This window comes from Gordonia sp. LMA484 (assembly GCF_058129505.1).
This window is the reverse complement of sequence record NZ_CM176700.1, coordinates 2,253,811-2,274,822: the sequence shown is the minus strand read 5'-3', so window position 1 is coordinate 2,274,822 and position 21,012 is coordinate 2,253,811. Positions and strand designations below refer to the sequence as shown.

Genomic DNA, 21,012 nt, shown 5'->3' with positions numbered 1-21,012 from the left:
GCGGTGACGGCAGGAATGCCCTTGATCCAGATTTCGCAGACACCCGGCCTGTCCGACCGGGTCAAGCGCGAGACCATCGCGGCGGTGACCGAGGCCTACGCGAAGGCCACCGGCAAGAACCCCGATTCCGTCTGGGTGACCATCACCGAGGTACCGCGACAGCAGTGGGGCGTCGGCGGCGAGCCACTGGGATGAGCGCCACCACCACAACGCTCGAGGAGTTCCTCGACCTGGCCGCCGATCACCGGGTGGTGCCGGTGACCCGCAAGGTACTCGCGGACTCCGAGACGCCGCTGTCGGCATACCGCAAACTCGCCGGCGACCGCGAGGGGACCTTCCTGCTGGAATCCGCGGAGAACGGGCGCTCCTGGTCGCGTTGGTCGTTCATCGGTGCGCGCTCACCGTCGGCCCTGACCGTCGTCGACGGCCAGGCGCGATGGTGGGGAGAAGTGCCCAACGGTGCACCCGACGGCGGGGACCCGCTCGAGGCCCTCGCCGAATCCCTGCGCCTGCTGGCCACGGACCCGTTCCCGGACATGCCGCCACTCACCGGTGGATTCGTCGGGTTCTTCGCCTATGACATGGTGCGGCGCCTGGAGCGTCTGCCGGAGACCACGGTCGACGACCTCGGTCTGCCCGACATGATGATGCTGCTGGCGACCGACCTCGCCGCAGTCGATCACCACGAGGGCACGATCACCCTGATCGCCAATGCGGTGAACTGGGACGGCTCCGCCGATCGGGTCGAGGAGGCCTACGCCGACGCCGTCGCGCGGCTGGATCGCATGACCGAAGCCCTCGCCGCGCCGGCCCCGTCGACCGTGTCGCATTTCGACCGGCCGGCACCGGAGTACCGCTCGCAACGCACGCTCGCCGAATACGGCGAGATCGTCCGGGATCTGGTGGGCGAGATCGAGGCGGGCGAAGCCTTCCAGGTGGTGCCGTCGCAGCGCTTCGAGATGCAGACCGATGCCGACCCCATCGACGTGTACCGCGTGCTGCGCGCCTCCAACCCGAGTCCGTACATGTACCTGCTCCGGATGCCGGGCGTCGAGGACGGCGACACCGATCCGTCCGGGAGTGCTCGTGCCGGGCGTGGCCCCTTCACCATCGTCGGCAGCAGTCCGGAGGCGCTGGTGACGGTCCAGGATCGTGTCGCCACGACGCACCCCATCGCGGGCACCCGCTGGCGCGGCAAGACCGAGGAAGAAGACCAGCTCCTCGCCAAGGGCCTGGTCGAGGACGAGAAGGAGAACGCCGAGCACCTGATGCTCGTCGATCTCGGCCGCAACGACCTGGGACGGGTCTGCCGCCCCGGCACCGTGAAGGTCAGCGACTACCGGCACGTCGAGCGGTACAGCCACGTGATGCACCTGGTGTCGACGGTCTCCGGCACCCTGCGCGACGACCAGACCGCACTCGACGCCGTCACGGCGTGCTTTCCGGCCGGCACCCTCACCGGGGCGCCGAAGGTTCGGGCGATGCAACTCATCGACGAGCAGGAACTGACCCGGCGGGGTGTGTACGGCGGCATCGTCGGATATCTGGACTTCGCCGGTGACGCCGACACCGCCATCGCCATCCGCACCGCGCTGATGGCCGACGGCAGTGCGTTCGTCCAGGCCGGTGGCGGGGTCGTCGCCGACAGTGAGCCCGAGTACGAGTACAACGAGGCCCGCAACAAGGCGACCGCGGTGCTCAATGCGGTCGCGGCGGCCGCGACGATGCGACGCGTCGGCGTGGACGATCCGGTCGGGCACGATCCAAGCGCGGACCAGACGGTCGGGGAGGCCGGCAGCCGATGACCGATTCCACACCGGATGGTCCCGCACCGTCGGGCCCGATTCCGTCCGGTTCGTCGCCGTCGCGCATGGATCCGGAAGCCGCGACCAAGGCGTTCCTGCGTCGCCGGCAGATCATCGCCGCCGTCCTGCTGGCGCTGTGCGCGCTGGCCCTGTGGTCGGCCTCCCGGCTGGTCTGGTGCCACGTCCTGGCGTCGGACGGGCTGGCGCCACCGCGCACCTTCGACGTCAGGGGCTCGGACTGGAGCCCGTGGCTGACCCCGCTCGCGCTGGCCCTGCTGGCGGCCATCCTCGCCGCGTTCTCGGTTCGCGGATGGGGTCTGCGCATCATCGCGCTGCTGGTCGCCGTCGCGGGCGTGGTTTCTGCGGTGCCGGCGATCTCGCTGCTGACCGGCGGTGCCGACTCGGGTTACGCGTCGAATGCCGCCGACATCCCGGGACGGTTCCAGGTCCTGCTCATCACCACGAACTCGTGGGCGGCCGTGGTGGTCCTCATCGGTTCACTGTGCGCGGTGCTGGCCGGGGTGTTGTTGCTCCGGGTCGCCGGGGGTGCGACCGGGATGTCGTCGAAGTATCAGACGCCGGGCGCCCGTCGCGAGGAGCTCGAGCGACAGATCTTCGCCGAACACGAGCAGCGCAAGGCGGCCGACGCCGAGGGCGCCACCGGCCACGCGGGCGACACGGCCGAACCACCCGCCGACACTTCCGCGCGTAACGAAGGTCCGGTCGCGAACGAACGGATGATGTGGGATGCCCTCGACACCGGCATCGATCCCACCGATGTCGACGACGACGGCAGGCCCGGTGGGACCGTCCCCGACGACGACGAAGGGCGTCGCTGAGCGACGAACCCGACCTCAGCTCGAAACGGGCCGCGGTCTACCCTGAGAACACAACGAACACCGAAAGGGGGCCAACGGTCGTGAGTATGCCGACAGTCCTCGACTCCATCATCGACGGAGTCAGAGCTGATGTGGCCGCGCGCGAAGCCGTGGTCGATTACGCGGCGGTCAAAGCCGCGTCCGCGAAGGCCCCCGCACCCAAGGACGCGATGGAGGCGCTACGCCAGCCCGGCATCGGCGTCATCGCCGAGGTCAAGCGAGCCAGCCCCTCCAAGGGAGATCTCGCCACCATCGGCGACCCGGCCGAGCTGGCCAGTGCCTACGAGGCCGGCGGTGCCCGCATCATCAGTGTCCTCACCGAGGAACGCCGGTTCCGTGGTTCCCTCGCGGACCTCGACAGCGTGCGCGCCGCGGTGAACATCCCGGTGTTGCGCAAGGACTTCATCGTGGGGCCCTACCAGATCCACGAGGCCCGGGCCCATGGCGCCGACGTCATCCTGCTGATCGTGGCAGCGCTGGAACAGAACGTGCTCGCCTCCCTGCTCGACCGCACCGAGAGCCTCGGGATGACCGCACTGGTGGAGGTGCACACCGAGGAGGAGGCCAACCGGGCACTCGAGGCCGGCGCTTCGGTCGTCGGCGTGAACGCACGCAACCTCAAGACCCTCGAGGTCGACCGCGACTGCTTTGCTCGAATCGCCCCCGGACTGCCCACCAAGGTGATCCGGGTGGCCGAATCCGGTGTCCGCGGCACGGCCGATCTGCTGGCCTACGCCGGCGCCGGTGCGGACGCGGTGCTGGTCGGGGAGGGACTGGTCACCAGTGGCGACCCGCGCGCGGCCGTGTCCGAGCTGGTCACCGCGGGGACCCACCCGTCCTGCCCCAAACCGGTTCGCTGACGGACATCTCCGCCCGACCAACCCGATGAGCGACGACAAGAGACCGTGACCTCCCATACCGACACCTCAGAGACCTCTTATCCGGCGGCGAGCGTGGGGCTCACCACCCGGACATCGATCGAGCCCGACGAAGGCGGCCACTTCGGCGTCTACGGCGGGCGCCACGTGCCCGAAGCGCTGATGGCCGTGATCGACGAGGTCACCACGACCTATCAGAAGCTCCGCCGCGACGACGACTATCTCGCCGAGCTCGACCGCCTCCAACGCGACTACACCGGGCGGCCGTCGCCCCTGTACGAAGCGAAGCGACTGCGTGAATCAGCTGGCGGCGCAAGGATTTTCCTCAAGCGCGAAGACCTCAACCACACGGGCTCGCACAAGATCAACAATGTCCTCGGCCAGGCGCTCCTGGCCCAGCGGATGGGCAAGTCGCGTGTGATCGCCGAGACCGGTGCCGGTCAACACGGCGTGGCGACGGCCACCGCGTGTGCACTGCTCGGCCTCGAATGCGTGGTCTACATGGGTCGGGTCGACACCGATCGGCAGGCGCTCAACGTCGCCCGCATGCGGCTGCTCGGCGCCGACGTGATCGCCGTCGACAACGGCTCGGCCACCCTCAAGGACGCCATCAACGAAGCGATGCGCGACTGGGTGACCAACGCGCACAACACCTATTACTGCTTCGGTACCGCCGCAGGGCCGCACCCGTTCCCGGCGATGGTCCGAGACCTGCAGAAGGTCATCGGACTCGAGGCCCGTGTCCAGATCCTCGAGCAGGCCGGGCGGCTACCGGACGCGGTCGTCGCCTGTATCGGCGGCGGGTCCAACGCGATCGGCATCTTCCACCCGTTCATCGACGACACCGGCGTCCGGCTGGTCGGCTACGAGGCGGCGGGTGACGGAGTGGATACCGGCCGGCACGCGGCCACGTTCACCGGCGGCACGCCGGGCGCCTTCCAGGGCGCCTACTCTTATCTGCTGCAGGACGAGGACGGCCAGACGATCGAGTCCCACTCGATCTCGGCGGGCCTCGACTACCCGGGCGTCGGCCCCGAACACGCCTACCTCAAGGACATCGGTCGCGCCGAGTACTACCCGATCACCGACACCGAGGCCATGGATGCGCTGGCGCTGCTGAGCCGCCGCGAGGGCATCATCCCCGCCATCGAGTCGGCCCATGCGGTCGCCGGTGCACTCAAGCTCGGGCAGGAACTCGGCGACGGCTCCGTCATCGTGGTGAGCCTGTCCGGCCGCGGCGACAAGGACGTCGACACCGCCGCCGAATGGTTCGGGTTGTTCGACAAGCCGCCGTCACAAGACGAGGCGGCCGCCGGCGGCGAGCAGACCGGGGAGCCCGTATGAGCGACGCAGCGACCGCGACCATCACCCACACCGCTCCGTCGAAACTCGGACCGACCTTCGAACGCTGCCGAGCCGACGGCCACAGCGCGCTGATCGGGTACCTTCCGGTCGGGTACCCCACCGTGGAGAAATCGGTGGAGTTCTTCCGGGCCATGGTGTCGGCCGGGTGCGACATCATCGAGGTCGGTGTGCCGTACTCCGATCCGGTGATGGACGGGCCCACCATCCAGGAGGCCGCCGACACCGCGCTGGGTAATGGTGTGCGCGTGCGGGACGTGTTCACCGCCGTGCAGGCGATCACCGACGCCGGTGGGCAGGCGGTGGTGATGAGCTACTGGAATCCGGTCCTGCAATACGGTGTCGATCGCTTCGCCCGGGATCTGGCCAACGCGGGCGGCGCGGGCATGATCACCCCCAACCTCATCCCCGAGGAGGGCGCCGCCTGGCACGCCGCGTCCGACGAACACGACCTCGACCGGATCTACCTGGTCGCGCCGTCGTCGACCAACGAGAGGTTGGCGATGACCGTCGACGCGTCGCGCGGATTCATCTATGCGGCCTCCACCATGGGTGTCACCGGCGCCCGTGACGCGGTGTCCGATGCCGCCCCGGAGCTGTGTGCACGGGTCCGTGCCCATTCGGACATTCCCATCGGCGTTGGCCTCGGCGTGCGCAACGGTGCGCAGGCCGCCGAGATCGCCGCGTATGCCGACGGCGTGATCGTCGGCTCTGCGCTGGTGAGCGCGGCGAAGTCAGGCGTCGGCGACCTGACCGCGCTGGTGGAGGACCTCGCCGCCGGAGTGCGGTCGCCGGCTCCTGCGGCCTCGTAGTGCGGGGTGGCAGCGGTCGTCGGCACGTCGGTTAGGGTGGCACCGTGACGGTGCCGACACCCATGGCTGGGCCGACGATCCTGGCCTACATCCCCAGTCCTCCGCAGGGCGTGTGGCACGTCGGGCCGCTGCCGCTCCGTGCTTATGCGCTCTGCATCATCGTCGGTATCGTCATCGCGGTCTTCTGGGGCAATCACCGGTGGAAGGCGCGCGGCGGACAAGAGGGTGAGGTCCTCGACGTCGCGATCTGGGCCGTCCCGTTCGGCCTCGTCGGTGGGCGCCTCTATCACGTCGCCACCGATTGGCAGACGTATTTCGGGGACGGTCCCAAAGAGCCGATCGATGCACTCAAGATCTGGGACGGCGGTCTGGGGATCTGGGGTGCGGTGTTGCTCGGCGCGCTCGGTGCCTGGATCGGTGCCCGCCGCCACGGCATCAAGCTGCCCCCGTTCGGAGATGCCCTCGCGCCGGCGATCTTGCTCGCCCAGGCCATCGGACGACTGGGGAACTACTTCAATCAGGAGTTGTACGGGCGCGAGACCAGCGTGCCGTGGGGTCTCGAGATCTATGAACGCGTCGACCCGAACGGTTACGCCGACCCCGGCCTGATCTCAGGCACCTCCAACGGCCACGTGGTGGCGATCGTGCACCCGACATTTCTCTACGAACTGCTGTGGAACGTCCTGGTCGTGATCCTGCTCGTCGTCCTCGACCGCCGCTTCCGGATCGGACACGGGCGACTGTTCGCGCTGTACGTCGCCGGTTACTGTGTCGGGCGGTTCGGTGTCGAACTCATGCGGTCCGACCCGGCCACCCACATTTTCGGCACCCGCATCAACGTGTTCACCGCGATCCTGGTGTTCGCGTGTGCGGCAGCGTACTTCGTGCTCGCGCCGAAGGGTCGTGAGCAGGGACTGGAGATCTATCACCCCGAGCGGGCCGAGGAGCTCGAGGAGCTGGGGGTGGTGGGCTACGTCGACGATGGCGCCGCCCATGTCCGGGTCGGACTCCCCGCAGATGACGACGACGCGCCGAGTCCCGCCGAGGCCGCGCTCGCGGCGGCCATCGCTCGTCACACGCCTCGCACCGACGACGGTGAGCCGGTGATCTCGGAGACCACCTCCGACGACTGGGTTCTCGAATCCGAGGTCACGCGCGACGGAACCCCCGACGTCACCGACGGAACCCTGGATGTCGCCGACGGAACCCCCGACGTCACCGACGGAACCTCGGATGTCGCCGACGGAACCTCGGATGTCGCCGACGGAACCTCGGATGTCGCCGACGGAACCTCGGATGTCGCCGACGGAACCCCCGATGTCGCCGACGGAACCCCCGATGTCGCCGACGGAACCCCCGATGTCGCCGACGGAACCCCCGATGTCGCCGACGGAACCCCCGACGACGCCGACGGCACCCCCGACGACGCCGACGGCACCCCCGACGACGCCGACAGCGACACCTCTCGCTGACCGAGTCGGCTTGCGTCGCACGGCGAGGGCCGGTTACCCCACTCGCGGCTCGATCCAGCCTCGGCCGATCCGACGCGGGTTCGATCCGACATTGATCACAGCAGAGAAGACGGCGTCGCCGGATTCAGTCGGATAAGGTTATGTTTCGCGGTGTGCGGGGTCAGCCCAACCGATCCGACACCGGCACTGCTCCACGGGCCAGCGCTGTCCCTGAGGACATTGCGATTCGTCAGCGAGTCGAGTGGAGGTTCGAGATGTTGTTTTCTGCATTGCCGGCCAAACAGGGCCTGTATGACCCCGCCGCCGAGGTGGATTCGTGCGGCGTCGCCATGGTGGCCGACGTCTACGGCCGACGATCGCACTCGATCGTCGCCGACGGCCTACTGGCATTGGAGAATCTCGAACACCGCGGCGCGGCCGGAGCCGAGGCCAACAGTGGCGATGGCGCGGGCATCCTGATCCAGCTGCCGCATGAACTGCTTCGCGCGGTCGTCGATTTCGACCTTCCCGAACCCACTTCGAGCGGTGCGAACACCTACGCCGCCGGGACATGCTTTCTACCTGCGGATCCGACGCTGCGTGAGAGCGCCATCGCCCGCGTGACCGATCTGGCCGACACCGAAGGTGTCACGATCCTCGGCTGGCGCGAACTCCCGGTCGATCCCGTGCGCGCCGACGTCGGCGAGACGGCGTTGGGCTGTATGCCCTACATGATGCAGCTCTTCGTCACCGTCGATCCCGCGCCAGGAGGCGAGCGGATCGGCGGGCTCGACCTCGACCGCTACATCTATCCGTTCCGCAAGCAGGCCGAACGCGTCACCGCGGAGATCGAAGAGGCCGGGACCGGTCTGTATTTCCCGTCGCTGTCGAGCCGGACGATCGTCTACAAGGGCATGCTCACCACGATGCAGCTGCCGCTCTACTACGACGACCTGCGTGATGACCGTTGCTTCAGCGCCATCGCCATCGTGCATTCCCGGTTCTCCACCAACACCTTTCCGTCGTGGCCGCTGGCTCACCCGTTCCGGTTCGTCGCACACAACGGCGAGATCAACACGGTCCGGGGCAACCGCAACCGGATGCGTGCCCGTGAGGCCCTCCTGCAGACCGATCTCATCCCGGGCGACCTCAAGCGCGCCTTCCCCATCTGCACCCCGGAGGCCTCGGACTCGGCATCGCTCGACGAGGTCCTCGAACTGCTCCACCTCGGCGGCCGCAGCGTGCCGCACGCGGTGATGCTGATGGTCCCGGAGGCGTGGGAGAACGTCCCGGACATGGACCCGAAACGCCGAGCGTTCCTGCAGTTCAACGCGTCGATGATGGAGGCGTGGGACGGGCCGGCATGTGTCACGTTCACCGACGGCACCGTCGTCGGCGCCGTGCTCGACCGCAACGGCCTGCGCCCCGGCCGCTGGTGGCAGACCCGCGACGGCCGGGTGATCCTCGCGTCGGAAGCCGGCGTCCTCGACGTCCCCGTCGACGACGTCATCTCCAAGGGACGGCTCGAGCCCGGCCGGATGTTCCTGGTGGACACCAAGCAGGGACGGATCATCCCCGACGAGGAGATCAAGGGCGACCTCATCGGCGAGGAACCCTACGACGAATGGCTGCACGCGGGCCTGCTCGACATCGCCACACTGCCCAGCCGCCCCGTGTACAAGCCGAACCACGACACCGTCGTGCGCCGACAGTTGTCGTTCGGCTACACCGAAGAGGACATGCGGGTCCTGCTCACCCCGATGGCCGCCTCCGGTTACGAACCGCTCGGGTCGATGGGCACCGATACCCCGGTCGCCGTGTTGTCGAAGCGTTCCCGACTGCTCTACGACTATTTCGTCGAACTGTTCGCGCAGGTCACCAACCCGCCGCTGGACGCCATCCGCGAAGAGATCGTCACCTCGATGGCGCGTGTGATGGGGCCGGAGCAGAACCTGCTCGACCCGTCCGCCGCGTCGTGCCGACAGATCCTGCTGCACTGGCCCGTCATCGACAACGCCGATCTCGCCAAGCTCGTACACATCAACGACGACGGGGACAACCCGGGCCTGTCGGCCAAGGTGCTCCACGGCCTCTACGAGGTCGCCGACGGCGGTCCGGGGCTGGCGGCCGCCCTCGAGGATCTTCGGATGCGGGCCAGCCAGGCCATCGCCGAAGGACACACCACACTGGTGATCTCGACGCGCCACACCGATCGCGACCACGCCCCGATACCGTCGCTGCTCGCGACGTCGGCGGTTCATCACCACCTCGTGCGGACCAAGGAGCGCACGAAGGTCGCGCTGGTCGTCGAGTCCGGCGACGCCCGCGAGGTGCACCACATCGCATTGCTCATCAGCTTCGGTGCGGCAGCGGTCAATCCCTATCTGGCACTCGAGTCGATCGAGGATCTCATCGCGGAAGGCGAACTCACCGGGGTCACCCCGTCGAAGGCGAGCCGCAACTACCTCGAGGCACTCGGCAAGGGTGTCCTCAAGGTGATGAGCAAGATGGGCATCTCGACCATCAGCTCCTATACCGGTGCACAGGCCTTCGAAGCGGTCGGGCTGTCGTCGGCTGTGGTCAAGGAATACTTCACCCGGACGGTGTCGCGGATCGAGGGCGTCGGTCTCGACGAACTCGCCGAGGAGGTCCGGATCCGTCACCATCGGGCCTTCCCGGAGAACGCGACCGAACAGGTCTACCGTCGACTCGACGTCGGCGGTGAGTACCAGTACCGCCGTGAGGGCGAGCTCCACCTGTTCACGCCCGAGACGATCTTCCTGCTGCAGCATGCGACCAAGACCGGTCAGGCCGAAGTGTTCCAGCGGTACTCCGACGAGGTCGACAAACTCTCCCGCGAGGGCGGCACGCTGCGCGGGCTGTTCGACTTCGACCTGTCCGCGCGCGACCCGATCCCGCTCGACGAGGTCGAGCCGGTCGAGGCGATCATGACAAGGTTCAACACCGGGGCGATGAGCTATGGCTCGATCTCGGCGGAAGCCCACGAGACGATCGCGATCGCCATGAACCGGATCGGCGGCCGATCCAACTCCGGTGAGGGCGGCGAGGATGTCGACCGTCTCTACGACCCTCAGCGCCGCAGCGCCGTGAAGCAGGTGGCATCCGGACGATTCGGCGTCACCAGCGACTACCTGATCAATGCCACCGACATCCAGATCAAGATGGCGCAGGGCGCGAAACCCGGTGAGGGTGGCCAGCTCCCGGCCTACAAGGTGTACCCGTGGATCGCCAAGACACGGCACTCGACACCGGGTGTGGCCCTCATCTCGCCACCGCCGCATCACGACATCTACTCGATCGAGGACCTGGCCCAGCTGATCCATGATCTGAAGAACGCCAATTCCGATGCCCGTATCCACGTCAAGCTCGTGAGCGCGGTCGGTGTCGGGACGGTCGCGACCGGTGTTTCCAAGGCCCACGCCGACGTCGTGCTCATCTCCGGGCACGACGGCGGGACCGGTGCGTCGCCGCTGACATCGTTGAAGCACGCCGGCACCCCATGGGAGATCGGACTCGCCGACGCGCAGCAGACGCTGATGCTCAACGGTCTACGTGACCGCATCACCGTTCAGTGCGACGGCGCCCTTCGCACCGGCCGCGACGTCATCATGGCCGCGCTGCTCGGTGCCGAGGAGTACGGCTTCTCCACCGCGCCGCTCATCGTCACCGGCTGCATCATGATGCGGGTCTGCCACCTCGACACCTGCCCGGTCGGAGTGGCCACACAGAACCCGCAGTTGCGCGCCCGGTTCACCGGCCAGGCCGACCACGTGGTGAATTTCTTCCGGTTCGTCGCCGAGGACGTCCGGAAACATCTGGCCCAGCTCGGCTACCGGACCCTCGACGAGGCGATCGGCCAGTCGCAGCGGCTGCACACCGCGGAGGCCGTCGCGCACTGGAAGAGCAAGGGCCTCGACCTGACACCGATCTTCCGCAAGTTCGAGGACAAGGGCCCGACCCGCCGGGTGCGGGGCCAGGACCACGGACTCGACCGTGCGCTGGATCAGACCCTCATCCAGCTCGCCGAAGGTGCACTCGAGGACGCGCACCCGGTCACCCTGGAACTGCCGGTGCGCAACGTGAACCGCACGGTCGGCACCCTGCTCGGGTCCGAGGTGACCCGACGCTACGGCGCGGAGGGTCTTGCCGACGACACCATCGTGGTGAACCTGACCGGGTCGGCCGGACAATCGCTGGGCGCGTTCCTGCCGCCGGGAATCACGATCAAGCTGTCCGGCGACACCAACGACTACGTCGGGAAGGGGCTGTGTGGCGGCCGGATCGTCGTCGCACCCGACCCGGACGCATGGTTCATCGCCGAGGACCAGGTCATCGCCGGCAACACCATCCTCTACGGCGCGACGTCGGGCGAGGTGTTCCTGCGGGGACGTGTCGGCGAGCGATTCTCTGTGCGTAACTCGGGCGCAACCGCGGTGGTCGAGGGTGTGGGCGACCACGCCTGCGAATACATGACCGGTGGGCGGGTCATCATCCTCGGACCCACCGGGCGCAACCTCGCGGCGGGGATGTCCGGCGGTATCGCATTCGTCTACGACCTCGATCCGGCCAAGGTGAACAAGGCGATGGTCGAGTTGCTGCGACCCGATCCCGACGACCTGCAGTTCCTGCGCGACACGATCACCACCCACACCGAACTCACCGGTTCGGCGATCGGTGCCTCGATGCTCGCCGACTGGCCGCGGCGATGCCTGGCTTTCACCAAGGTGATGCCCACCGATTACAAACGAGTACTCGACGCCGCTCGCATGGCCGAAGCCGAAGGGCGCGATGTCGATTCAGCGATCATGGAGGCGGCTCGTGGCTGATCCACGCGGTTTTCTGGACATCTCGAAGAAGGAAGCGAAGTACCGGCCCATCGCCGAGCGGGTGCAGGACTGGGGTGACGTCTACGCCCATCCGGAGAATCCACTGAAGGAGCTGGCAGAGGTCTCCGAGCAGGGCCGTCGGTGCATGGACTGCGGCATTCCGTTCTGCCACTCCGGCACCGCGGGATGCCCGCTGGGCAATCTGATCCCGGAGTGGAACGACCTCGTCCGTCGCGGACGGTGGGACGCGGCCAGCGCCCGGTTGCACGCCACCAACAACTTCCCGGAGTTCACCGGTTTGGTGTGCCCGGCGCCGTGCGAGGCGGCCTGCGTGCTGTCCATCTCCGAGCAGACCACCGGCGGCGCCGTCACGATCAAACGGATCGAGAAGACGATCGCCCACGAATCCTGGGCGGAGGGCATCATCGGTCCCGAACCGCCGGCTTCGCGCTCGGGGAAGTCGGTCGGCGTCGTCGGCTCGGGGCCGGCCGGGCTGGCCGCGGCCCAGCAGCTCACCCGCGCCGGACACGATGTGACCGTCTACGAACGCGACGATCGGATCGGCGGGCTGCTGCGCTACGGGATCCCCGAATACAAACTGCCCAAGTCCGACATCGACCGCCGGGTCGCGCAGATGCGGGCCGAGGGAACCGAGTTCGTCACCAGCTGTGATGTCGGCACCGACATGTCGGTGGAGGAGCTGCGCTCACACCACGACGCGATCGTCCTCGCGATCGGTGCGATGGAGGCGCGCGACAACCCGGTGCCGGGTCGCGACCTCAATGGTGTGTACCTCGCGATGGAGCATCTCGTCCCGGCGAACAAGGAGTGTGAGGGGGACGGTCCGTCGCCCATCACTGCCGCGGGCAAACATGTGGTGATCATCGGCGGCGGCGACACGGGCGCCGACTGCCTGGGGACCGCGCACCGTCAGGGCGCGGCGTCGGTGGTGCAACTCGACTACAACCCGGCGTTGCCGCTCGACCGGGACGACAGCCGGTCGCCGTGGCCCACCTGGCCGTTGGTCATGCGGGAGTCGTCGGCGCACGCCGAGGGCGGCGAACGCAAATATGAGGTCGCGGTGCAGCGCTTCGTCGGCGACGCGGACGGCAACGTGACCACGATGGTCCTCGCCGAGGTCGAGGTCACCCGCGAACCCGATGGCCGCCGGGTCGTGACCCCGGTCGGCGACGAGTTCGAGATCCCTTGCGAGATGGCGTTGTTCGCGATCGGTTTCGCCGGAGTGAGGGGTGGTCCGCTCCTGGCCGATCTGGACATCGAACCGAACCGCCGCGGATCGCTGTCCTGCGGCAGCGACTGGCAGACCGACGCGCCCGGAGTGTTCGTGTGTGGAGACGCGCATCGCGGGGCATCGTTGGTCGTGTGGGCCATCGCTGAGGGGCGTTCGACGGCACGCGCGGTCGACGAGTTCCTCATGGGGGAGTCCGACCTGCCGTCACCAGTGCGACCGGCGGCGTTGCCGCTCTCGGTTCGCTGAGTACCTTCTCAACGAGACGTGGCGGACAGGTGACCATTCGTCACCGGGATAGAGATGCCGCACCAACGGGACTAAGGTGAACACAGTGACACGGCGAACAAAGATTGTCTGCACCCTCGGCCCGGCCACAAGTTCCGACGAGAAGCTCAAGGAACTCGTCGAAGCAGGAATGGATGTGGCACGGCTGAACTTCAGCCACGGGTCCCACGACGACCACAAGGCGGTGTACGACCGGGTTCGAAAGGCTGGCGACGCCACGGAGAAGGCGGTCGGCATCCTCGCCGACCTGCAGGGACCGAAGATCCGTCTGGGCAAGTTCCGTGACGACGGAGCTCTCAACGGCGAGGTCATGTGGGAGACCGGTGACGAGGTCCGCATCACCGTCGACGACATCGAGGGCACCCACGATCGGGTGTCGACCACGTACAAGAAGCTCGCCGAGGACGCATCGTCCGGCGACCGCCTGCTCGTCGACGACGGCAAGGTCGGATTGCGGGTGACCGGCGTCGAGGGCAACGACGTGGTGTGCGCCGTCACCGAAGGCGGACCCGTGAGCAACAACAAGGGCCTGTCCCTGCCCGGCATGAACGTGTCGGTGCCCGCGATGTCGGAGAAGGACATCGCCGACCTGGAGTTCGCCCTGAAACTCGGGGTGGACATGATCGCGCTGTCGTTCGTGCGCAGTCCCGCCGACATCGAACTCGTCCATGAGGTGATGGACCGGGTCGGGCGACGTATCCCGGTGATCGCGAAGCTGGAGAAGCCGGAGGCGATCGAGAACCTCGAGGCCATCGTGCTCGCGTTCGACGCGATCATGGTCGCCCGTGGTGACCTCGGTGTGGAGTTGCCGCTCGAGCAGGTCCCGCTCGTGCAGAAACGTGCCATCCAGATGGCGCGGGAGAACGCGAAGCCGGTGATCGTCGCAACCCAGATGCTGGATTCGATGATCGAGAATTCACGGCCGACCCGTGCCGAGGCCTCCGACGTCGCCAACGCGGTGCTCGACGGCGCCGACGCGGTGATGCTCTCCGGCGAGACGTCGGTGGGCAAGTGGCCGATCGAGTCGGTGCGCACGATGGACAAGATCGCACAGGCCGTGGAGGCCGGGCCCCGCGATGTCCCGCCGCTCTCGCATGTTCCGCGGACCAAGCGCGGCATCATCTCGTATGCGGCGCGTGACATCGGGGAACGCCTGGAGGTCAAGGCGCTCGTCGCGTTCACCCAGTCCGGTGACACGGTCCGCCGGTTGGCGCGCCTGCATTCGCGGCTGCCGTTGCTCGCGTTCACGCCGACACAGGCGGTGCGCAGTCAGCTCGCATTGAGCTGGGGCACAGAGACATTCATCGTCGATCACGTCGACACCACCGACAGCATGATCGATCAGGTCGACCATCAACTGCTCCGGATCGGTCGTCTCGAAGAGGGAGATGTCGTGGTGATCGTGGCCGGCGCTCCCCCCGGGACCGTCGGATCCACCAACATGATCCACGTCCACCGGATCGGCGAGCAGGACCACTGACGCCATTCCGCGGAGGAGCTCGCGACCCGGTCCTGAGTCGCGAGTCAGCGCGCGGTTTCCCGCCCCGGTCCCTGTGGAGCCCGCGAACGGAGTGAGCGTGCGGTTTCCCGCCCGGTCCCTGTGGAGCCCGCGAACGGAGTGAGCGCGGGGTTTCCCGCCCGGTCCCTGTGGAGCCCGCGAACGGAGTGAGCGCGGGGTTTCCCGCCCGGTCCCTGAGGAGCCCGCGAACGGAGTGAGCGCGGGGTTTCCCGCCCGGTCCCTGTGGAGCCCGCGAACGGAGTGAGCGCGGGGTTTCCCGCCCGGTCCCTGTGGAGCCCGCGAACGGAGTGAGCGTGCGTCACGGTACGCCCAGCATGGGCATTCGCTTGGAGGTGGAAGTCCTCCGGAGGGGAAGGTGGTTTAACTCTTAGTCGAGGGCAACTGCGTCATCGTGAGGTGGGGTGGGAAGGAAGCCGGAGACGAAATCCTGCACCGAGGTATACGAATCGCATGTGAGGCATGCCGGTTGGGGTGAGTCAGCCGTGTGTGATGAAGCCCGTTCCACCGAAACGGCTGGTGTGTATATGCGGCGGTTGTAGGAGGACAGTGGATGTTCTTATCTGGGGAGGTCTGTCTTGGTGCGTCGGCGAGGGTTGTCGGAGCACGGCTGTCCGGGAGGGCGGTCGGTGACGGGGCAGAAGTCAGCAGAGGTCGTAGTACCAGTGGGAATCGGGTGTGCTGGGAAGGGCTGAACGTTGGGAATTGATGGTGTGAAGCAGTGTTTCTCGGAGGGTGCGGTGATCGCAGCCAACCCCGTGGTGGGGCAGACGAAAGGGGTTGAGCGGTGAATCCGCGAGAGCCGTCGTCTGTGCGTAGTGACCGTCCGGCGGATGCTGGGGAGGACCTCAGGGGCAGCGATGATTTGTGGGGGCAGGTGTTTGACTCGCAGAATCTGGCTGCCGCGGTGAGACGTGTCGAACGTAACAAGGGCGCGCCTGGTGTCGACGGGATCAGCACGGATCAGTTACGTGGCTGGTGCGCTGAGCATTGGGGTGAGGTTCGTGCGGCGTTGGATGCGGGTACCTATCGGCCGTCGCCGGTGCGTCAGGTGATGATTCCCAAACCTGATGGTGGGCAGCGGAAGTTGGGGGTACCGACGGTGTTGGATCGGTTGATCCAGCAGGCTGTCGCGCAAGTGTTGGTCCCGGTGTTTGATCCGGGGTTCGCCGAGGTCTCGTATGGGTTTCGGCCGGGCAGAAGCGCTCATGATGCGGTGAAAGTCGCTCGTCTGCTCATCGAGCAGGGTTATGCGTGGGTGGTCGAGGTGGATCTCGATGCGTTTTTTGATCGGGTCAATCACGACATGCTGATGTCGCGGGTTGCGCGGAAAGTCCAGGATAAGCGGCTACTCAGGCTGATCCGTGCCTATGTGCAGGCGGGGATCATGGTAGACGGTGTGCGGCATCCGTCGGCGCAGGGCACCCCGCAGGGGTCGCCGTTGTCGCCGTTGTTGTCGAATATCATGCTCGATGATTTCGATCAGGAGATGTGGGCGCGGGGGCATCGGTTTGTCCGCTACGCCGACGATATCCGGATCTTTGTGAAATCCGAGCGGGCTGCCGAACGGGTGCTCGTATCGAGCACGGTGTTGCTGGAGAAGCGGTTGAAGTTGAGGGTGAACCGCAGTAAGTCCTCGATCCATCCGGCGTTGGCAGCAACGTTGTTGGGGTTCGCGTTCTTTCTGCGTGACGGGGCGTTCGAGATTCGGGTGGCGCCTACGGCGTGGGCCCGGATGTTGGCGCGGGTCCGCGCGTTGACGTCGCGGACGTGGAGTGTGTCGATGGGTTTCCGGATCATGCGGCTCAACCAGTACATCCGAGGGTGGATGGGGTATTTTCGCCTCGCCACGACACCGGGAAAGTTTCGCGGACTCGATGGCCGGCTGAGGCGACGGTTACGGCAGATCCGTTGGGTGGAATGGAAGGGTGGCCATACCCGGGCCGCGCAGTTGCAGGCTCTGGGTATCGCGGCTCGCGAGGCTCAGCGCTGGGGCCACAGCAGTCTCGGGTATTGGCATGTGGCCGACACCTTCCTCAACCTGGCACTACCCAACAGCTACTGGCAACGCCAGGGGTTGCTCACCTTTCACCAGGCCTGGACCCGATTTCACTGACCCAGCGAACCGCCGTATGCGAGACCCGCACGTACGGTGGTGTGAGAGGAGGGCCGGGAAACCCGGCCCTCCTACTCGATAAGGGCCCTTCGTGACGGCCCTCCGCAGGCTCCGGGCCTCCTCAGGGATCGGTGCGTGACGGCCCTCCGCAGGCTCCGGGCCTCCTCAGGGATCGGTGGGGACGGCCCTCCGCAGGCTCCGGGCCTCCTCAGGGATCGGTGGTAGGGAGCGGGGGTAGGGATCGGCAGTTGATCTCGTCCGCAAGCCGCGCGCGGTGATCGGAAGCATACGGAATAGGGTGTGCTGTCATGACCGAACAATCCGGAGATCTCGGTAAGCTGCTCGCGCTCTTGGATGTGGAACGCCAGGGTGAGGATCTGTTCATCGGGCACCACCCGGAGCAGAAGACCGCTCGGACATTCGGTGGGCAGCTGCTGGCCCAGGGCGTGGTGGCCGCGTCGCGCACCATCACACGGGGGAATCCCCCGATTCACGCCCTGCACGCGCACTTCATCCGCGGTGGGGACGTGGGCAAGCCGTTGGAATATCACGTCGCCCGGTTCCGGGACGGGAAAGCGTTCGCGAACCGTCAGGTCACCGCGATCCAGGACGGCGCCGAGGTGTTCACGATGCTCGTCGCATTCCAGGACAACACCGCCGGGCTCGAGCATGCCGTGGAGATCCCGCAGGTGCCCTATCCGGAGGAGTTGCCGCCTCTCGGTGAGCATTTCAAGGGCTATGAGGACCGGATCGCCACCTTCGTCAACGCGATGCACCCGATCGACATCCGATTCGCGAACGACCCGACCTGGAAGATGCGGGACGCGGGGGAGAAGCTCAAGGACAACCGGGTGTGGATGAAGACCGACGGCGCCATGCCCGACGACCCGATCCTGCATGTGGCCGCCATGTGTTACGCGTCGGACACCACGGTGCTCGACTCGGTGATCACGACACACGGCCTGTCGTGGGGCATCGACCGATTGTTCGCCGCGACCGTCAACCATTCGATGTGGTTTCATCGCGACTTCCGGTTCGACGACTGGATGCTCTACGCCACCCGTTCGCCCGTCGCGTCGGGGTCGCGCGGTATGGGTTCGGGGCGATTCTGGAATCGCGACGGCACTCTCGCCACCTCCGTCGTCCAGGAGGCGCTGATCAAGTACTTCCCGCCGAAGAGTTGACCCGTAGCGGTTCTGGGAGATCGGCTTTGGCGACGATGGCACACTGGTCGGCATGACCTCAGCCCCGCATCCCCGGCCTGAAGGTTCACCTCGGGCGCCCGGGCAGCCCGAGTACTGGCTGCAGTCCGGCCAGATGCTGCCCAAGCGCACCTGGCAGCACAGCACGCGCTCGCCGATCATCATGCTCAGCTCGTTGGCCGGGCTGGCGTTGGCCGCTGTCGCGGTCGTGGCATTGCTGGTGGGAGTCCTGAACCGGTCCTCGTTCACCGCGCAGGGCGTCGTGGTCTGCCCGACCGCACAGACGCAGGTGCTGCAGGTCGGTCCGGGAACTCCTGTCCGTATCTTCGACGAGACCGGCGACGAACTGTCCACAACCGCGCTCGGCCAACGGCGCAGCGGCGACGACGGGCGCTGCGAGATGCCGTTCAGCGCGAAGGATGTTCCCGCAGGTCGAGGCGGTTACATCGTCCGGGTCGGAGATGTGTTCCAGGAGACCGTTTCCGAAACTGCACTGGGCGACGGCGCAGTGCTTCGGCCCCTCGGATAGCTCCCGGTGCGTTGTCGGGTGCGACGACCTCCACCGGGTTAGACTTCTGCGACTCATAATCGGCGGAGCCGTGCGTCTGCAGAGGGGGCTGGATGGAGTACAGCATCGACTGGGCCAACGAGATCTGGGCCTCGTTGAAGTGGCTGGCAATCGTCTTCGCGATCTGCATGGTGGGACTGCTGGTCGTCGGGTTCCTGCTGGCGCGCCTGACCCGGTGGGGACGGCAATTCTGGAGTGTGACCGGCGACTTCTTCACCGGCCGCGAGACCCGGGTGATGGCCTGGGGCTTCATCGTGGCCCTGCTGTTCTTCTCACTGTTCGGCGTTCGATTGTCGGTGCTGTTCTCCTACTTCAGCAACGACCTTTACACCTCGTTCCAGACGGTTGCCCAGGGTCTCGCCGGGCAAGGACCCGAAGGGCAGTCCGTACTCGAGGCGGGCAAGTCCGGATTCTGGCATTCGATGACGGTGTTCGGCATCCTCGCGACGATCCACGTCGTCCGCACACTGCTCGAGCTCTACGTCGGCAGCGCCTTCGAGATCAAATGGCGGTGGTGGCTCACTGAGAGTGCCGCCGGGAACTGGATGAACGGCCGCGCCTTCTACCGCAATCGCTTCGTCGATCTGAGCTCGGGGCGCAAGGACGCCGGTATCCAGCCGGGCGTGGACAACCCCGACCAGCGCATCGAATCCGATATCACCAACCTCGCATCGTCGAGTCGCTCGCTCATCTTCAGCTCGGGCGGATCGTCGACCAATGGCGTGATTCCAGCGATCGTCACGATCGTGTCCTTCACCAAGATCCTGTGGGACCTGTCGGGACCGATGACACTGGGGGGCGTCGAGATCCCGCGTCTGATGGTCTGGTTGGTGTTCATGTATGTGCTCATCGCCACTGTCGTCGCGTTCTGGGTCGGACGCCCCCTGATCCGCTTGAACTTCCTGCGCGAGCGACTCACCGCCAACTTCCGCTACGCCCTGGTGCGTGTCCGCGACGGTGCCGAGAACGTCGCGTTCTACCGCGGCGAGGGAGTGGAGCACCGCGGTCTCATGACACGTTTCCGGTCCGTCGTCGACAATTTCTGGCAGATCGTCTACCGGATGCTGAAGTTCGTCGGGTGGAATTTCAGCGTCACGCAGTTGTCGGTGGTGTTTCCATATCTGGTGCAGGCCCCCCGATTCTTCGCGGGCTCCATCCAGCTCGGCGACATGACGCAGACCGCGAGCGCATTCGGAAACGTTCACGACGCGCTGTCCTTCTTTCGCAATTCCTACGACGATTTCGCTTCGTTGCGGGCATCGATCATTCGACTGGACGGACTCGAGGTAGCCGATTCGAAGTCGCGGAAGTTGCCGCAGATCGCGACTGCCGATCAGGATCGAGCTGTTCGCCTGGCCAACGTGTCGATCACTACGCCGGACGGCGACGACCTGATCAGGAGCCTGGATCTGTCCCTGGCTCCCGGTGATGCGCTCGTCGTCAAGGGCCGGTCGGGAGCCGGTAAGACCACCTTGCTGCGCGGGCTGGCGGGCCTGTGGCCATTCGTCGACGGCGAGTTCACGCGTCCAGCCGGTAACCGGACCCTGTTCCTGACCCAGATCCCGTATATCCCGCTGGGCGACCTTCGAACTGTCGTGGCATATCCGGCGTCGCCGGACGATCTCGGCGACGAGGCCATACAGGCGGCACTGCGACGCGTCTTCCTGCCCCACCTTGTCGACCGCCTCGATGAGGAGCAGGACTGGGCCAAGGTCCTCTCACCCGGCGAACAGCAGCGTGTGGCGTTCGCCCGTGTCCTCCTGACGCGTCCCGAAGTGGTGTTCATGGACGAGGCGACCTCCGCGGTCGACGAAGGGCTCGAGTACTCGCTGTACACGCTCATCCGCGAGGAACTACCCGACACGATCCTGGTGTCGGTCAGCCACCGCAGCACCACCGATCAGCATCACACCGAGGTGCTGGAACTGACCGGCGGCGGTGCATGGGAAGTGCGTCCGGTCGGCGTCTGACGTCGACGTATTCCGCTGCTGGATCGGTCCTCGGACAGCATTCTTTACCATTTCATTACCAATCTCGCGG

14 protein-coding genes are annotated in these 21,012 nt (G+C 66.7%); all 14 read left to right on the top strand.

What is annotated here, in order from left to right:
* The first annotated feature begins 15 nt into the window (after window positions 1–15).
* Window positions 16–195 carry a tautomerase family protein gene (locus AC4AMJ_RS09875; RefSeq protein WP_066162994.1) on the top strand — a complete coding sequence of 60 codons (180 nt, stop codon included), beginning with the start codon at window positions 16–18 and terminating at the stop codon, window positions 193–195.
* A complete protein-coding gene (locus AC4AMJ_RS09870; RefSeq protein ID WP_489917960.1) occupies window positions 192–1,805 on the top strand; it encodes an anthranilate synthase component I in 1,614 nt (537 codons plus the stop codon). The genes AC4AMJ_RS09875 and AC4AMJ_RS09870 overlap by 4 nt, the downstream gene beginning before the upstream one ends.
* Complete coding sequence (locus AC4AMJ_RS09865) at window positions 1,802–2,644, top strand: TIGR02234 family membrane protein (protein WP_489917959.1); 843 nt, start codon at window positions 1,802–1,804, stop codon at window positions 2,642–2,644. The genes AC4AMJ_RS09870 and AC4AMJ_RS09865 overlap by 4 nt, the downstream gene beginning before the upstream one ends.
* Before the next feature lie 80 nt (window positions 2,645–2,724).
* A complete protein-coding gene (gene trpC, locus AC4AMJ_RS09860; RefSeq protein ID WP_489917958.1) occupies window positions 2,725–3,543 on the top strand; it encodes an indole-3-glycerol phosphate synthase TrpC in 819 nt (272 codons plus the stop codon).
* Between the two features lie 45 nt (window positions 3,544–3,588).
* Window positions 3,589–4,905 (top strand): tryptophan synthase subunit beta, encoded by a 1,317-nt coding sequence (trpB, locus tag AC4AMJ_RS09855; protein ID WP_489896070.1) that lies wholly within the window; start codon window positions 3,589–3,591, stop codon window positions 4,903–4,905.
* Window positions 4,902–5,735, top strand: coding sequence for a tryptophan synthase subunit alpha (gene trpA, locus AC4AMJ_RS09850; protein WP_489896069.1), 834 nt, complete (start codon window positions 4,902–4,904; stop codon window positions 5,733–5,735). Before trpB ends, trpA begins: the two co-directional genes overlap by 4 nt.
* A gap of 44 nt (window positions 5,736–5,779) precedes the next feature.
* Window positions 5,780–7,207 (top strand): prolipoprotein diacylglyceryl transferase, encoded by a 1,428-nt coding sequence (gene lgt, locus AC4AMJ_RS09845; RefSeq protein ID WP_489917957.1) that lies wholly within the window; start codon window positions 5,780–5,782, stop codon window positions 7,205–7,207.
* Window positions 7,208–7,461: 254 nt separating this feature from the next.
* Window positions 7,462–12,033 (top strand): glutamate synthase large subunit, encoded by a 4,572-nt coding sequence (gene gltB / locus AC4AMJ_RS09840; protein ID WP_489917956.1) that lies wholly within the window; start codon window positions 7,462–7,464, stop codon window positions 12,031–12,033.
* Window positions 12,026–13,531: a glutamate synthase subunit beta gene (locus AC4AMJ_RS09835; RefSeq protein WP_489896067.1), complete on the top strand. Its 1,506-nt coding sequence runs from the start codon at window positions 12,026–12,028 to the stop codon at window positions 13,529–13,531. Before gltB ends, AC4AMJ_RS09835 begins: the two co-directional genes overlap by 8 nt.
* An 85-nt stretch (window positions 13,532–13,616) precedes the next feature.
* Complete coding sequence (gene pyk / locus AC4AMJ_RS09830; protein ID WP_489896066.1) at window positions 13,617–15,050, top strand: pyruvate kinase; 1,434 nt, start codon at window positions 13,617–13,619, stop codon at window positions 15,048–15,050.
* 913 nt (window positions 15,051–15,963) lie between these two features.
* Window positions 15,964–17,202 carry a group II intron reverse transcriptase/maturase gene (gene ltrA, locus AC4AMJ_RS09825; protein WP_489915769.1) on the top strand — a complete coding sequence of 413 codons (1,239 nt, stop codon included), beginning with the start codon at window positions 15,964–15,966 and terminating at the stop codon, window positions 17,200–17,202.
* Between the two features lie 308 nt (window positions 17,203–17,510).
* Window positions 17,511–18,386, top strand: coding sequence for an acyl-CoA thioesterase (locus tag AC4AMJ_RS09820; protein WP_489896065.1), 876 nt, complete (start codon window positions 17,511–17,513; stop codon window positions 18,384–18,386).
* A gap of 52 nt (window positions 18,387–18,438) precedes the next feature.
* A complete protein-coding gene (locus AC4AMJ_RS09815) occupies window positions 18,439–18,933 on the top strand; it encodes a hypothetical protein (protein WP_489896064.1) in 495 nt (164 codons plus the stop codon).
* A gap of 92 nt (window positions 18,934–19,025) precedes the next feature.
* Window positions 19,026–20,942, top strand: a complete 1,917-nt coding sequence (locus tag AC4AMJ_RS09810; protein WP_489917955.1) for an ABC transporter ATP-binding protein/permease — start codon at window positions 19,026–19,028, stop codon at window positions 20,940–20,942.
* Window positions 20,943–21,012: the final 70 nt, after the last annotated feature.